Source organism: Streptomyces sp. NPDC030840 (genome assembly GCF_055572015.1).
The window spans coordinates 435,211-449,604 of the sequence record NZ_JBVIEE010000002.1 but is presented as its reverse complement, the minus strand read 5'-3'; the positions used below and the strand labels follow the sequence as shown (position 1 = coordinate 449,604).

Here is a 14,394-nt window from a genome sequence, read left to right as displayed (position 1 = left end):
CCTGAAGGACTTCCGCTCCGATGATCTCCACCCTCGCTCCAGCCCCGGCCGACCGGGCCACGTCTCCGCGCGACGGCGTCGTACCCCGGCGGCGTACGCGTGTCCTCGCCCTGCCCGAGGCGCGCTGGGCGGCCGCGGCCACCGTCTTCTTCCTGCTCGCGCTGCCGTTGCAGCTGGCCGGTGCCCCGGCGTGGGCGTGGGGGCCGCTGTACGCGGTGACGTACGTGGCAGGCGGCTGGGAGCCGGGGTGGGCGGGCCTGCAGGCGCTGCGGGAGAAGACCCTCGATGTCGACCTGCTGATGGTCGTCGCCGCGCTCGGGGCGGCGTCGATCGGGCAAGTGATGGACGGCGCGCTGCTGATCGTCATCTTCGCCACGTCCGGTGCGCTGGAGGCGCTGGCCACGGCACGGACCGCCGACTCGGTGCGCGGCCTGCTCGACCTGGCGCCGGCCACGGCCACCCGCGTCGACGCCGATGGCCGCGAGGCGTCCGTCGCCGTGCAGGAGCTGTCCGTCGGCGACACCATCCTCGTACGGCCCGGAGAGCGTATCGGCGCCGACGGCCGGGTGCTCGACGGGGCGAGCGACGTCGACCAGGCGACCATCACGGGTGAGCCGCTGCCCGTGGCCAAGGAGCAGGGTGACGAGGTCTTCGCGGGCACCCTCAACGGCACCGGCGCCCTGCGCGTCCGCGTCGAGCGCGACGCCTCCGACACGGTGATCGCCCGGATCGTGCGGATGGTGGAGGAGGCGTCCGAGACCAAGGCGCCGACCCAGTTGTTCATCGAGAAGGTCGAACAGCGCTACTCGCTGGGCATGGTGGTGGCGACCCTCGCGGTGTTCCTCGTCCCGCTGGCCTTCGGCGCGAACCTCACCGACGCGCTGCTGCGGGCGATGACCTTCATGATCGTGGCCTCGCCGTGCGCGGTCGTCCTGGCCACGATGCCGCCCCTGCTGTCGGCCATCGCGAATGCCGGACGGCATGGTGTGCTGGTCAAGTCGGCGGTGGTGATGGAGCGGCTGGGGCAGGTCGACGCGGTGGCGCTCGACAAGACCGGCACGCTGACCGAGGGCACGCCCCGGGTCACGGACCTCCGACCGCTGGCCGGATCCGGGCTGGACGAGGGCGAGCTGCTGCTCCTCGCGGCCGCCGCCGAGCACCCGAGCGAGCATCCGCTGGCCCGTGCCGTCGTGGACGCGGCACGCGAACGCGGGCTCGCGCTGCCGGTGGCGGAGGGCTTCGACTCGACGCCCGGCGTCGGGGTGACCGCCACTGTCGACGGGCGCGTGGTCGCGGTCGGCGCCCCGGCGCGGTTGCTCGGCGGGGCGGAGGACGCGGGTTCCGCCCGTGCGGTGGTGCTTGCCGGGGAGCTGGAGGACGGCGGCCGGACCGCCGTGCTGGTCACGGTGGACGGCACGCCGGTGGGCGTGCTCGGTATCGCGGACCGGTTGCGCCCCGACGCCACCGCCACCCTCACCTCGCTGACGTCCCTCACCGGGACTGCACCCGTACTGCTGACGGGCGACAACCCGCGCGCCGCCGCACGCCTGGCTGCCGAGGTCGGCATCGAGGACGTACGGGCCGGCCTGCTGCCCCAGCACAAGGTGGACGCGGTCCGGGAACTGGAGGACTCCGGCCGCAAGGTGATGGTCGTCGGCGACGGCGTCAACGACGCCCCGGCGCTGGCAGCCGCCCACACCGGTATCGCGATGGGCCGGGCCGGCTCCGACCTCGCCCTGGAGACCGCCGACGCCGTCATCGTCCGCGACGAACTCGCCACCGTCCCCGCCGTGATCGCCCTCTCCCGCCGCGCCCGCAGGCTCGTCGTGCAGAACCTGGTCATCGCGGGAGTCTTCATCACCGGCCTGGTGATCTGGGACCTGGCCGGCAACCTTCCGCTGCCGCTCGGCGTCGCGGGACACGAGGGCTCCACCGTCATCGTCGGCCTCAACGGGCTGCGGCTGCTGCGCGAAGCGGCCTGGAAGCGGGCCGCCGAGTGAGCCGCCGCAAGGCTCCAGCCCAGGCAACGCCCCGGTGCACGGTGACCGTGTGCCGGGGGTGCTGCTGCGGCACGGCCAAGATCCCCGGCGTCGACCACGCCGCCCAACTCGCCACGCTGAAAGCCGAACTGGGGCCAGTCGCCCAGGTCCGGGCGGTGAACTGTCTCGACGCGTGCGAGCAGGCCAACGTCATCGTCGTACAGCCGTCCTCGGCCGGGCGGGCCGCGGGTGGGCGGCCGGTCTGGCTCGGGCTGGTCAACGACCCCGACGCTACGGGCGACATCGTGGCGTGGGTGCGTTCCGGCGGGCCGGGCCTCGCCGAACCGCCGGACATCCTCGACCTGTACGAGTTCGGTCCGTCCCGACGCGTACGGCGGGCCGTCGAGGGCGCGGGCCCGTGAGGGCTCCACGGTCCTCGTCGGACTGAACGGACTGCGCCTGCTGCGGGGAGGCGGCTCAAGCGGGCCGCGTCCGAGTGGCCGGCTGACGGCGGGCGTGGGGGCCTTTCCGCCTCACCGACGGGGCCGCTCTCGGGCGGTACCGCAGCGATCAGCGGCGTCCGTCCGGGCTACGGCGGCCAAATGGGGTTGAGCCGGTAATCCTCGACCTGGGGCAGCCGTTGGGCGGCGAGGCCGGAGAACTCCTGGTACGCGGCCGGGAGCTCGTCGCGCATCTGGGGCGGCAGACTGGTGAGCGTGTGGGAGGCGAGGAGGCGTGCTCCCGGTCGCCGGTCGGCGAGTCGGGCCGGGTCCGCGCAGGAACACCGCATGCGGGCCTCGACCTTGCTCAGCGCGTCGCGCTGGTTCTGGGCGCCGATGACGCCGGGGCCCGCGGTGTCCAGGGCCAAGCCGCCGGCCGCCAGGTCGTAGGCGTGCGAGACGTACAGTCCGGCCAGCGCGCCCGTGCCGCCGAACAGGGAGGCCAGCAGGGTCATTGCCCACAGCCGTGCGGTGAGCCTGCGGGCCGCGGCGGCCGGGGTGATCAGGAGGGACAGGGACCGGTAGTTGCGGCGGGTGTCCGTAGGTCCGGAACACCGCCGGCGCGGGCCGGCCGGAGTGGACAGTGTGAGACAGAACAGGGACGGGTCCCCCTTCGCGTGAGGTTCCTGCGCCGCCCGCGCCGATCGCTTCCGTCCGTACCGCACGGGCCGCCCGGTACCTCAGTGCGCTGGGGTGGAGCTCCCGGCCGGTCTGGTCCGCTCGGTCTGCACGGCCTGTCCCGTCCGCTCCGGGCGGCGTGGCACCAGGACCATGCCGAGAGCCGGTACGGCGGCGAGGACGAGCCACGGTACGGCGGCCGGGAGTCCCAGGTCGAGCAGGGAGCCGGTGGCCGAGCTGCCGATGAGGACGATCAGGCCGGAGACGGAGGACAGGGCGCCGGTGCAGAGGCCGATGCGGCCTTCCTCGGCGAGGTCGGGCACCCAGGCTCGGGCGGCCGGAACGACCAGCATCTGGCCGAGCGTCAGCATGACGATGTACACGGCGGCGGGCAGCAGCCCCGCGATGCCTGTCCGGTCGGCGGGTCGGGCGGCGGCCACGACCGCGAAGCCGACCGCGATCAGCAGTAGCCCCCACACCATGGAGCGGCGCAGGTCGAGCCGGTCGCCGGCCCAGCGGGCGACCGGGAGCTGGGCGACGACGACCAGCAGGGAGGACAGGGCGAACAGCCAGGACAGAGCCGCCTGGGAGCCGGTCGCGCGCTGCACCTCGTCCGGGAGGGCGAGGTAGAGCTGGTTGTAGGCGAGCAGGTAGGTGCCGTACGCGCAGCACAGGGCGAGGAAGCGGCGGTTGCGCAGCAGCGCGCGGGCCCCGCCCCGTTGCCGGGTGCGGACCCGGCCGGGGATGTGGTGCGGCATCAGCCGGGCGTGCCCGGCCAGGACGAGGACGAAGACGGCGGCACCGGCGAGGCAGGCGGTGCGGAAGTCCACGAGCAGCAACAGGCCGCCGAGCAGCGGGCCGACGAACGCGCCGGCCTGGCCCGCCGCGGACAAGAGGGCCAGGACGCGGGTCCTTGGGCCGTGGCCCTCCTCTTCCCAGACCACCGCCTGCCGGGCGACTTCGGACTCCACCGCAGGGGAGAACAGCGCGGCGGCGAAGCCGATGACCAGCACCGCGCCTATGACCGTCCATGTCGTCTGCGCGTATCCAAGCCAGGCGAACCCGGCGATCCGCAGCACGCACCCGGTCAGCACGACCGGGCGTACGCCGTAGCGGTCGACGAGCCAGCCGCCGACCACGAACAGGCCCTGCTGGCTGAAGGTGCGCAGGCCGAGGACGAAACCGACCATCCACCCGGCCATGCCGATGGCGGTGCCGAGGTGCTCGGCGAGGAACGGCAGCACGGCGTAGAAACCGATGTTGAAGGCGAGTTGGGTGACGATCAGCAAGCGCAGGAGCGGTGACAGGTGCTTCCAGGTCCGCTCGCGCTCAGGCTTTGGGGCACGGATGGATGGGCGGTGCAGGACACGTGCGATGAGGTTCGTCATGAGGTTTCTGCCGGGGAGGCCATGGGGTTTTCCGAGGGCGAGATGGATGAGGCGGAAAAGGGCGGCGGACCTGTGTCCGGGGCGGGTCCCTCCGGCGCGAGGGGGGCCTGCTCGGCGGAGACGCCGGGGCGTGTCCCGGACCGCCTGCGCAGTCGGGGCAGGCATATGCCTCCCGCCGCCGTCACGGCGAGCGCGCCGAGCAGGGCGAGGACGGCGGCCGGGGCGAGGACGGCCCAGGGGGCGCGTTCGGTGTAGGGCTGGTTCTCTGCGAGCAGCAGCCCCCACTCGGGGGAGGGCGGCTGGACGCCGAGGCCGAGGAAGCCGAGGGCGGCCAGGGCGAGGGCGATGCCGGGCAGCCGGAGCAGGGCGTGGCGGGTGACAGGTGAGAGGACGGCGGGCAGCAGCTCGTGCCACAGCACGTACCAGTCTCCGGCGCCGAGGGCGCGCGTGGCCGTCAAGTGGGTGGTCGCTCGCTCCTGTTGCAACAGGGACGCGGTGTGGGTGGCCAGCGGTGCCCACGCGACGGCGGCGACGGCGAGGGCGGGGGTCCAGGTGCCGCTGCCCGCGATTCCGGTGACGAGGAGGCCGGCCAGTACGGGCGGTACGGCGTTGACGGTGTCGACCACAGGGCCGGACAGCTTTGGGAGCAGGCCCAGGAGCACGCCGGTGACGAGGGCGGCGGCGCTCACTGCCAGGGCGATGCCGAGGGTGTTGAGCGCGCCGTGCGCGATGCGGGCCAGGATGTCGCGGCCGAGCGCGTCGGTGCCGAACGGGTATGCGCGGGAAGGGGCTTGGAGCCGGGCGCTGGTGTCCAGGGCCAGCGGGTCGCGGAGCAGACCGAGGCCGACGACGGCGGCGAGCAGCGCTCCGTACAGCAGGGGCATTACGCGGCGCGCGGGCGGTGCGGGCCGGTGCAGGGAGTGCAGGGCGCCGTCGCGCAGCGCGGGCCCGATCAGCAGCCGGGCCGTGAGCCGGGCCAGGGCACTCGCGACCGCGGCGAGCAGGACCAGCGTCAGCGTGCCGGTCTGCAGGGCGGGCAGGTCCTGGGCGAGGGCGGCGTTCAGGGTGAGCCGGCCCAGGCCGGGGATGTCGTAGATCTGCTCGACGGCGACGGCGCCGCCGGTCAGGCCGACCACGAACAGTCCCAGGTTGGGCAGGAGTCCGGGTATGCAACGCCGCAGCGCCTGCCGGGCCACGGACCTGGGCGAGATGCCGCGGGCGGCGGCAGCCAGCGCCCATGGTTCGGCGAACGCCCCGGGCAGCAGGTCGTCCAGCATCCGCCCGAGGATGGCGCCGGCGGGCAGGCCGAGGGCGAGCGAGGGCAGCACCATCCACTGCGGCCCGTACCAGCCGAGGGCGGGCAGCCAGCCGAGCTGCACGCCGATGACCGAGGCCAGCAGGGAGGCGACGAGGAACTCGGGCAGCGCGGCCAGCACCGCGGATCCCGTGCCGCCCGGGCCCCTGGCACCGAGCTGACGGCGCGATCCCAACCACAGGGTGCGGGCGCACACCGCCGAGGCTGTGCACAAGGCAACCGCGAGAGCCCCGGCCATCAGCAACAGGGAGACACCCAGGGCCTGCACGGCAGACGGCAGCACTTCGCTGCCGGAGACCCAGGACCGGCCCGCGTCCCCGTGCAGCAGCCCGCCCAGCCAGCGCCCGAGCAGCGGCAACGGGCCGTCGCTCAGGCCGAGTTCATCCCGTACGGCGGCCAATGCCTCCTGGGTGGGATCACGTTCCGCCGACCGGGCCTTGAGCACGGTCAGCGCGGGGTCGGTGCGCGACAGCCACGGCAGCAGGCCGATCCCGCACACCAGGGCGGCGGCGAGCACAGCCCGCCACAGCAGGGTGAGGCCACCGCCCCGCGCGAGAGCGCGCAGGGCGGCTGGCAGAGCGGAGGGGCTGCCGAAGCGGCCGGATGTGCCGTTCAGCGCCGGGTTCCTGTTCCGACGTACTGCCGCTCGTCGGAGCTGAACAGCGAGCCTTCGACCGATGTGCTGATGCCCATGACCGCCTTGACATGGACCAGCGGGATCACCGCGTCTGTGCCGAGGATCGCCGTCTCCGTCCTCATGGCTGCGTCCTGCCGCCTGGCGGTGTCGGACTCGACCTGGGCGGCGGAGACGAGCCTGTCGACGTCCTTGTCGCACAGCAGCGACAGGTTGTATGTGCCCTCGCAGGTGAAGTCGCTGGCCAGGACGGAGACGGGGTCGCCGGTGTCGAGCATCATGTTGCGGGTTGTCACAGCGGCGTCGTACTTCCCGGCCAGCAGGTCGCCCTCGAGGCGCGAGTCGCCGCGGACCTCCAGCTTGACCTTGAACCCGGCCTTCTCCAGGTCCTGCTGCAGCACCTGGGCGATTTCGGCCAGCTCGGGCCGGCTGGTGTAGGTGGCGATGGTGATGCTCTTGCCACCGGGGTCGGTGGCCTTGGTCCGTCCGGTGGGCTCGGTCCGCTTGCCCGCAGCCCAGGGCAGGGCTGGGCCGAAGAGGCCCTTGGCGGGTTCGGCGTAGCCCTCGTACACGTCCTTGGCGATGACGGAGGTGTCGATCGCCTCGCGGGCGGCGGCCCGCAGACCCGCATCGGCGAACACGCCGGACTTGGTGTTCAAGTGCAGGTTGGCGTTGCGGGCGGTGCTTGTCTCGTGGACGGTGTCCTTGTCCAGGGAGGCGATCTGCGCGACGGGGATCGCCTGGGCGACGTCCGTCTGGCCGGTGCGCAGGGAGTTGGCGCGGGCGGTGCCGTCGGCGACGAACTTCACGTCGATGCCGGGGGCCTGGGCGCGGCCGCCCCAGTAGTCGTCGAAGCGGTCCAGGGCGGCCGCCGTCGCGCCAGTGATCTTGGTGAGCTCGAAGGGGCCGGTAGCGGTGCCGACCGGGTTCACGGTGCCCTTCTTCTCGTACGCCCTGGGAGAGAACACCGCCAGGCTGGGGTTGGACAGCCGCAGCGGCAGCACCGGGTCGGCCGTGCTGGTGCCGACCCGCACCTGGTCGTCGCCCACCGCTTCGGCGGTCAGCTTCACGCCGGTCAGGGCGGTGGGCACCGGCTCGGCCTCGGCGGCGTGGTTGATCGCGGAGGCGACGGCCTTCGCGGTGAGCTCGGTGCCGTCCTGGAACTTGGCGTGCCGCAGCGTGAACACCCAGCTCCTGCCGGCCTTCTCGCTGCTCCACGACTCGGCCAGCGCAGGGATCGCGGTGCCGTTGGCGTCCAGCTTGGTCAACCCTTCCGAGACGCCCAGTCGGGAGAGGGTGAAGGCGTCCTGACCGTACGGGGAGTAGTTCTCCGTCGGCGGGAAGGCCAGCGCCACCCGGAGCCGTGCTCCCTCCCCGGAGCCGGAGGACGACGAGCCGCCGTCGGAGGCGAAACAGCCAGTGAGGAGCGGAGCGAGGAGCAGGCTGGCTATGAGCTGGCGGCGGGGTCTTCTCATGGTTCGCGTACTTGTCTTCCGGTTGCGCCGATCAAGGGGACATCACCGGAAGAATAAACGATAACCGTTTTCATTTGAATGGGGGGCGGGGCAATGTGAGGAGTGCCCTTCCCGCCGCCGTCCTCGGGCCGCAACGTACACCCGCCGCAAGTGCGCGCGTCCGGCGTCGCCGTGGTGGCAATCGCCCCTCCCGGGCGTCTCCACGCCGGCCGCGCTCGGCCTCGTCTGTGCGGCCGCGCTGTACGGCCTGCACGCCACCGGCCGCCTGAAGGCTCCCGTCCCTCAGGCGCAGCCCGACACTGTCTGACCTGCCGGCCCACAGGTCCAGGGGCGGGCACTGCTTGGGTGCCGCCCCTGCCGGGCCGGTGCTGGGACGGACTCCCCGTCAGGCTGGTTGAACAGATATCCATGACTGTTGCGGGTGTCATTCACCTCGTGGTAGGCAGCGGAAGAGCGTCGGTGTACGCGTTCACCGGGCGGGCGACCTTCGTGACAGTGAGGGCGTCGAGTGCGACCGGGGCGGATCTCGTGCCCAGGGCTCCGCCGGGGTGCCAGGCCCCCGTGACGGACACCCAGGTGTCGGCAGGCAGGTCCGGGGCCCCGTGGATGCGTACCTTGACGGACTGGGCGTCCGCGGCGCAACAGTTGAGGATGAGCCGGGTCAGGTACCAGCCGTCGCCTCCTGCGTCGGGGGTGACGAAACCGGTCATACGGACACTGCGTCCCTTGATGCCCTGTTCGTGGTCCTGCTGCACGCGGCTGGTGAACTCGGTGAGGGTCAGGGGGACCGGCGAGATCGCGGGCAGCGGATCGAAGTGGTTCCGCTGCTTCACCGCCTTGGGGGCTTCACGGGCGGCGGTGTACGCGCCGAGGGCCGGAGGGGCGTAGAAGAGCAGGCTCAGCGCCGGAAGGAGCAGCAACCAGGCGACGCGGGGCACGGTGGCGTGGTCGTGGTCGTCGCCGTCGTGATTCACATCTTGATGAGCCGTACTGGGTTCGCCGCCCCTGCCCGGCCTCCAGTGCGACATCGCCTCCGCCGCTCCCAGGAGGAGGAGAAGTACCCCCGACGCGATCAGGAACGGCCGCATCCCCTCCTTGACGTATCTGAGGTAAAGGTCGGTGAGGAGCGAGGCGTGCAGCAGGCCGAGGCCGCTCAGGACGAGCAGGGACACCTGGAATAGTCGTCTCACAGCACCACTTCTCCGATCAGTACGCTGCACAGGACCGCCACGACCGCCGTCACGGCAGAGAATCGGACCGCGAAGGCCCGGCCGAACGTGCCCGCCTGAAGGGCGAAGAGCTTCAGGTCGACCATGGGTCCGACCACCATGAACGCCAAGCGGGCGAGGGGCGAGAAACCGGTGAGCGAGGCCGCGACGAACGCGTCGGCCTCGGAGCACACCGAGAGCACGACGGCGAGCCCGGCCAGGAAGACCACCGACAGCCAGGGCGAACCGGAGAACGCCTCGAGTACCGAGCGCGGGACCGCCACGTTGAAGGTGGCCGCCGCCATGGCCCCCAGGACCAGGAAGCCGCCCGCGTGCAGGAAGTCGTGCTGGAAGCCACGCCGGAACTCCGTCCAGCGACTGTGCCCCGGCCGGTGTCCGGTGTGCCGCAGGGTGGGACGCAGCCACTTTTCGCGGCCGAACCGGAGCCACAGCCAGCCCATCACGGCGGCGGTCGCGAGCGAGGCGAGCAGGCGGGCCAGCACCATGGCGGGGTTGTCGGGAAAGGCGATGGCCGTGGCGGTCAGCACCACCGGGTTGACGGCGGGGGCCGACAGCAGGAACGCAAACGCGGCGGCGGGGGTGACGCCCCGGCCGATCAGGCTGTTCGCGACCGGCACAGACGCGCATTCGCAGCCGGGCAGTACGACTCCGGCGCCTGCGGCGACTGGAACGGCGAGCGCGGGCCGCTTCGGCAGCAGGCGGCTGAACACCCGTGCCGGCACGAACGCGTTGATCGCACCGGACAGGGCCGTTCCCAGCAGCAGGAAGGGCATCGCCTGCACGGTGACGGCGAGACAGACGGTCCGCCATGCCTGCACGGCCGGTGCGTCCGGCCAGTCTCCGTCCACGAAGAGCACCACATCGAGAAGGACGACCGCTCCCAGCAGCAGGAGCATCCCCGACCGGAGCCGTTCCCGTAAGGAACTGACGTCGGCCGTCTCGGCGGCCGTCCCCGTCTCTTCGGTACTTCCTTCTGTTCTCTGCACGCCAGCCCCATGGATGTCGGATGTCGAACGCCGGGTCGAACATAGCGGGCGCCTACTCCCGAGTACCGACCGGTCTGCTCCGGACAGGAGTTCTCCGAAGACGGGCGCGGGAAGCGGGGCGGGATCAGAACCGCATCGCTCTTGTCGGAGCCCGACCTGCGCCTGACCTGACGCTCGACGATGAGCCAGACCACGGGCAGCAGGACCAGCCACAGCAGCATCACACTCACCGGGCCGGTCTCCGCTTCGTAGCCGACGAAGCCCGCCGGCAGAGAGGCGAGCACGGAGGGCCACCGATCCGGGCAGTGATCGCTGCCGTGCGTGGCGTATCGCCGTGACTGCCGCGTAGCCGCCGAAGCCTCCCGCCGCCGGCAAGTCGAGTGCGAGGACGGTCTGGCATTCGGGCAGACCCTCCGGAGCGTCGCTGGACTCCTGGGCGACCCCGTTCTTGGTGACCGCGGTCGTGTAGTCGCGCGATCCCGTAGTCCTCCGCCAGGCCGCCCAAGAGGCGGGTGTACGCGACGGTGGATCCCGGCCAGGGGTCCGCGCTCACGTCCCGGGCTGTTGCCCTTCGGGTAGCTGAAAGCGACCCTCGCTCGGCGGCAGCCCATCCGAGACCGCTGGCACGATGTCGCCCTGCCCCTAGCGGCCCTCGTCATGGGAAACGCCATGCCCAAGGCCATCCGCGTACTGCGGGGAAAGCGAGGGGGAGGAGGGTTACCCAGAGCTCATGCAGGCGGTAGCCCATGAGGCTTGCGCTCCCGGACGGCGCCGCCGTGGATCCTCCCGTGGGGAGGGAGCGGGCCGAGGAGAATGGTGTCTCCGCGGCCTTCTGTCGAGTGTATGCCGGTCAGTGGCTGCCGGTGAGTTCGCCGCTGAGCGTCTTGTGGATGCGGGCGTTGGGTCCGTTCAGGCCGATGATCTCGACGGTCTTGCCGCGCTGGGCGTATTTGGTCTCGATGGCGTCCAGGGCAGCGACGGAGGAGGCGTCCCAGATGTGGGCGGCGGACAGGTCGACAACGACCTTGTCGGGGTCGGTGGCGTAGTTGAACTGGCCGACGAGGTCGTTGGAGGAGGCGAAGAACAGCAGGCCGACCGCCGGGTCGACCCCGGCGATGATCGAGAACGAGATCGCCTCGGGGATCAGGGCGAGTGCGACGACCAGGCCGGCCAGGACCCGGCTGGCGTGCCCCTGGGCTGTTGGATCGGGGCCCTGGCTCGCGGTCTTCAGTCCTGAGGTGTCGTTGGCCGCCCGGTACCTGGAGCCTGAGGGTGAGGTGCGGAGGGCCGGGTGGTGTCGGTCGCGTTGCTGGTGCCGGGGGTGATGGCCTCGCCCTGGATGACGTGGGGTGGCGTCTGTTCCGCCGGCTGTGTGGGCGCGGCTCGTTCCTCCTTTTCCTCCTTGATCGCCTTGGCATCGGCCTTGAGAATGCGGGCCGACTTGCCGGCGGAGCGGGCGAGGTCAGGGAGGCGTTTGGCGCCGAGGAAGAGCATGACGACGATGAGGATGATCGCGAGTTCGCGCAGTCCGAACTTGCGGGTCCTGCCTTCTGGTTGCCCGGGCCGGGTACGGCGCGAGCGCGAACGGGGGTTCGGGACCGTGGTGGCGTCCTGGGATCTGGCTGGCTGTGCGTGCAGTGGTGGACGCCGGGCGCCGCCTGGACGAGGTGGCCGCCGCCGGCATCCAGATGCCCGAGGAGGAGGACTACGAGTCCGTGGCCGGCCTGATCGTCGACCGGCTCGGCCGCTTCCCGGCCATCAGCGACCGCCTCACCGTAGAGCTGGCCGGCGACGGCAGCGCGGTGATCGACGTACGAACCCTCGACCGGCACGTGCCGGAACGGGTACGGATCGAGCGGCTCGCGACCGAGACGACCAGGACGACGGAGGAGCAGGCATGATGGCGCTCTTCGTCACCGTGCTGTTGCTGGCCGACAGCGGATTCTTCGTCGCGGCCGAGTTCGCGCTGGTCGCCGCCAAACGACACCGTATGGAAAAGGCGGCGGCCGAAGGGCAGCGCGGCGCAAATGCAGCGCTCGCCGGAATGCGCGAGCTGTCGCTGATGCTGGCCGGCGCCCAGCTCGGCATCACCGTGCGAGTGGGCACCAGGGTTCCGTCCACGATCAGCACGGCGTCCTTGCGGAACCGCTTGCGCTGTTGGAGGGCGAGCGACGGCCCGAGATGGTCGATGATGCGGTCCGCCGTCGACTTCGATATCCCGAACAGCGGTGCCGGCTGGCGCAGCGTGAGGTTGGTGCGCCAGTAGGCGGCGACCGGCAGGACCCGGTCCCCCAGCGGCAGGCTCCACGGCCGGTTCTTGCGAATCGGGTCCGCGCCTTCGCGCCGCAACGCCGTGATCAGCTTGACGAACTGTCGCGGGCTCAGTCCACTGAACGGGGCTATCCAGGAAGGCTCCGACGCCGTGATCACACCGTCACTGCATGATCATCCCAGTGCTGCCCGGTGTCAGCGGACGGGCTCAGACTGCGGCACTCCCGTGAGGACCGGACGCGAAGGCCAGGATGTGAGGAACTGCCTCGCGAAGACTGACGAAGTGGCGATGCACGCCCTCCACCGCGACGGCGGCGTTCACACTCCACACCGTCATCCCGGCCCGCAGCCCGGACCGCACTCCGGACGGGGCGTCCTCGATGACCAGGCAGTCTCCCGGACTGGCGCCGAGCTGCTCCGCGGCTCGCAGATAGGGGACGGGAGAGGGCTTGCCCTCCTCGACCGCGGCCGCGTCCACGATCACGTTCGGCACCGGCAAACCCGTTCGCAGGAAACGGCCGCGCACCCGGTGCTCGTAGTTCGAGGTCACCAGTGCCCAGGACTCAAGTGGCAGGCCGTGCAACAACTCCGACGCGCCGTCGAAAGCCGCATAGACGCCGGAGCGGACGTCTTCGTCTTCCAGCTCGTGCAGTGTGGCCAGGCACTCACGCGGATCGTGGTCCGCCGCGATCTGGGCGAACGTCTCCATCGGCCGCGTCTGTAGAGCCACCAGGTAGACCTCGTCTGCGTCCAGCCCGTACCGCTCCGCCCAGGTTCCCCAGACCTGACGCTGGTTGCTCACCGCGTTGATCAGCGTGCCGTCGACGTCGAACAGCACGTACTTCATGCGGCCTTGCCGCCCAGGTTCACTGGTCACGCGTCGATCATGCCAGGCAGCGGGCAGGGGCCATTTTGCGGGACAGCTCTTGAAGGGTGTTGCAGAAGGCCTTGATCATGCAGCCTGAAGCGGCGGCTGGCCTGTCGGCTTCATGCGGCGAGGGCGAGGTTGTGCATGCGGGCGACGGCCTGGACCGCGTGACGGAGGCCGTCGCCGCGCTGCCGGCAGTCGCGGAGGATCTTGTGGTTCTTCATGCGGGAGAGGGTGTGCTCGACTCGGGCGCGAACCTTGCGATGCTGCGCATTGTCTTCTTCCTCGCCCTTGAGTAGGGGCCGTCCGGGGCGTTTGCCGTGCGGGACGATCAGGGCGGTGTTGATGTAGGCCCCGTCGCCGAGGACCGTCACGCCCTCGCAGTGCTGGGCCAGGCCGGAGTCCCGCCAGGCCTTCGCGTCCGCTGTGGTACCGGGCACCGGCCGGGCCGCGGCCACCACCAGGCGGGACTCGGCGTCCACGATGACCTGCACGTTCGCCGAGAACTGGTGTTGCGTGAGGACGCTCCGACCTTGCGGTCGCGGACCGGGACGAGGGTGCCGTCCACGATCCACAGCCGGCCGGCGGCATCGGCGGGGGCCCGGGCCGGCTCGAGCGCGAGCAATGGACCGAGCCTTTGGACCACCCGGCACACGGTCGCGGGCGAGACGCCGAACAGCGGGGCGAGCTGCCGCATGGTGAGGTTCGTGCGGTAGTACACGGCCACCAGCAGCACCCGTTCGGCCAGCGGCAGCCGCCACGTACGGCCCCAGCCACAGCCCTCGCCGCCACGTTCCCGCACCGCTTTCAGTAGCCGGCCGAACTGATCCACCCGCAGGCCCGTGAACGTCTCCACCCACACCCGCTCGGCCCTCAACACCCCAGCCATACAACGGAGATGCCCTGTTCAAAGCCTTCTGCAACACGCTTTAGGAAGGACTGGATAGAGGGCTCCCGCTTCGGTGAGGTGAAGGGGTACGACGGGGGTCCGCTGCTTGATCCCCAACTGCCGCCGGGGGCGCTGAAGCCGCGGGGGAGGGTGCGCTGAACTGGGGTGATGTGCCCTGGGCGCATCGCCGCTCGATGCCTTCTCCATCCCCTCGGCGGACCCGGTGGAAGGGGGCGGAGGTG

At 71.4% G+C, this 14,394-nt stretch carries 10 protein-coding genes and 5 pseudogenes; 4 read left to right on the top strand and 11 right to left on the bottom strand.

The features are described 5' to 3' along the window. Window positions 1-20 precede the first annotated feature (20 nt). Window positions 21-2,000, top strand: a complete 1,980-nt coding sequence (locus tag ACZ49J_RS05975) for a heavy metal translocating P-type ATPase (RefSeq protein ID WP_467448376.1) — start codon at window positions 21-23, stop codon at window positions 1,998-2,000. Between the two features lie 41 nt (window positions 2,001-2,041). Next, a complete protein-coding gene (locus ACZ49J_RS05970) occupies window positions 2,042-2,401 on the top strand; it encodes a (2Fe-2S) ferredoxin domain-containing protein (RefSeq protein ID WP_467448378.1) in 360 nt (119 codons plus the stop codon). A gap of 167 nt (window positions 2,402-2,568) precedes the next feature. Here ACZ49J_RS05970 and ACZ49J_RS05965 read toward each other — a convergent pair whose 3' ends face one another. The 8 genes and pseudogenes from ACZ49J_RS05965 to ACZ49J_RS05930 form a co-directional block, all read right to left on the bottom strand. Next, on the bottom strand, window positions 2,569-3,144 hold the full coding sequence (locus ACZ49J_RS05965; protein WP_467448379.1) for a metal ABC transporter permease: 576 nt from the start codon (window positions 3,142-3,144) through the stop codon (window positions 2,569-2,571). Between the two features lie 15 nt (window positions 3,145-3,159). Next, a complete protein-coding gene (locus ACZ49J_RS05960) occupies window positions 3,160-4,485 on the bottom strand; it encodes an MDR family MFS transporter (RefSeq protein ID WP_467448382.1) in 1,326 nt (441 codons plus the stop codon). Further along, window positions 4,482-6,317, bottom strand: a complete 1,836-nt coding sequence (locus ACZ49J_RS05955; RefSeq protein WP_467448384.1) for an ABC transporter permease subunit — start codon at window positions 6,315-6,317, stop codon at window positions 4,482-4,484. Before ACZ49J_RS05955 ends, ACZ49J_RS05960 begins: the two co-directional genes overlap by 4 nt. 95 nt (window positions 6,318-6,412) lie before the next feature. Beyond that, window positions 6,413-7,909: an ABC transporter substrate-binding protein gene (locus ACZ49J_RS05950; RefSeq protein ID WP_467448386.1), complete on the bottom strand. Its 1,497-nt coding sequence runs from the start codon at window positions 7,907-7,909 to the stop codon at window positions 6,413-6,415. Window positions 7,910-8,337: 428 nt separating this feature from the next. After that, entirely contained in the window at window positions 8,338-9,099 is a 762-nt protein-coding gene (locus ACZ49J_RS05945; RefSeq protein ID WP_467448388.1) for a TIGR03943 family putative permease subunit, read from the bottom strand. Then, window positions 9,096-10,034, bottom strand: a complete 939-nt coding sequence (locus tag ACZ49J_RS05940) for a permease (RefSeq protein WP_467448834.1) — start codon at window positions 10,032-10,034, stop codon at window positions 9,096-9,098. Before ACZ49J_RS05940 ends, ACZ49J_RS05945 begins: the two co-directional genes overlap by 4 nt. A 940-nt stretch (window positions 10,035-10,974) precedes the next feature. After that, window positions 10,975-11,217: pseudogene (locus ACZ49J_RS05935) on the bottom strand (STAS domain-containing protein); the annotation flags it as partial. Between the two features lie 134 nt (window positions 11,218-11,351). After that, the gene (locus ACZ49J_RS05930) at window positions 11,352-11,618 is read right to left on the bottom strand and encodes a twin-arginine translocase TatA/TatE family subunit (RefSeq protein ID WP_467448390.1); all 267 of its coding nucleotides are present in this window, start codon (window positions 11,616-11,618) and stop codon (window positions 11,352-11,354) included. 143 nt (window positions 11,619-11,761) lie between these two features. Here ACZ49J_RS05930 and ACZ49J_RS05925 point away from each other — a divergent pair. Both ACZ49J_RS05925 and ACZ49J_RS05920 read left to right on the top strand, forming a co-directional pair. Beyond that, window positions 11,762-12,025 (top strand): annotated as a pseudogene (locus ACZ49J_RS05925) (transporter associated domain-containing protein); the annotation flags it as partial. After that, window positions 12,025-12,219, top strand: a pseudogene (locus tag ACZ49J_RS05920) (CNNM domain-containing protein); the annotation flags it as partial. The pseudogenes ACZ49J_RS05925 and ACZ49J_RS05920, both read left to right, overlap by 1 nt. On the opposite strand, the pseudogene ACZ49J_RS05915 reads toward ACZ49J_RS05920, so the two are convergent. From ACZ49J_RS05915 to ACZ49J_RS05905, 3 genes and pseudogenes are all read right to left on the bottom strand, one after another. After that, window positions 12,219-12,554 (bottom strand): annotated as a pseudogene (locus tag ACZ49J_RS05915) (transposase family protein); the annotation flags it as partial. The pseudogenes ACZ49J_RS05920 and ACZ49J_RS05915 overlap by 1 nt on opposite strands. A gap of 49 nt (window positions 12,555-12,603) precedes the next feature. Further along, window positions 12,604-13,242 carry an HAD family hydrolase gene (locus ACZ49J_RS05910; RefSeq protein ID WP_467448835.1) on the bottom strand — a complete coding sequence of 213 codons (639 nt, stop codon included), beginning with the start codon at window positions 13,240-13,242 and terminating at the stop codon, window positions 12,604-12,606. A 140-nt stretch (window positions 13,243-13,382) separates the two neighbouring features. After that, window positions 13,383-14,152: pseudogene (locus ACZ49J_RS05905) on the bottom strand (transposase family protein). Window positions 14,153-14,394: the final 242 nt, after the last annotated feature.

What these genes read in the sequence shown, in the direction of transcription:
- ACZ49J_RS05910 (WP_467448835.1), bottom strand. Translation starts at nt 13,242, where the DNA reads ATGAAGTACGTGCTGTTCGACGTCGACGGCACGCTGATCAACGCGGTG.
- ACZ49J_RS05950 (WP_467448386.1), bottom strand. Translation starts at nt 7,909, where the DNA reads ATGAGAAGACCCCGCCGCCAGCTCATAGCCAGCCTGCTCCTCGCTCCG.
- ACZ49J_RS05960 (WP_467448382.1), bottom strand. Translation starts at nt 4,485, where the DNA reads ATGACGAACCTCATCGCACGTGTCCTGCACCGCCCATCCATCCGTGCC.
- ACZ49J_RS05930 (WP_467448390.1), bottom strand. Translation starts at nt 11,618, where the DNA reads ATGCTCTTCCTCGGCGCCAAACGCCTCCCTGACCTCGCCCGCTCCGCC.
- ACZ49J_RS05975 (WP_467448376.1), top strand. Translation starts at nt 21, where the DNA reads ATGATCTCCACCCTCGCTCCAGCCCCGGCCGACCGGGCCACGTCTCCG.
- ACZ49J_RS05940 (WP_467448834.1), bottom strand. Translation starts at nt 10,034, where the DNA reads ATGCTCCTGCTGCTGGGAGCGGTCGTCCTTCTCGATGTGGTGCTCTTC.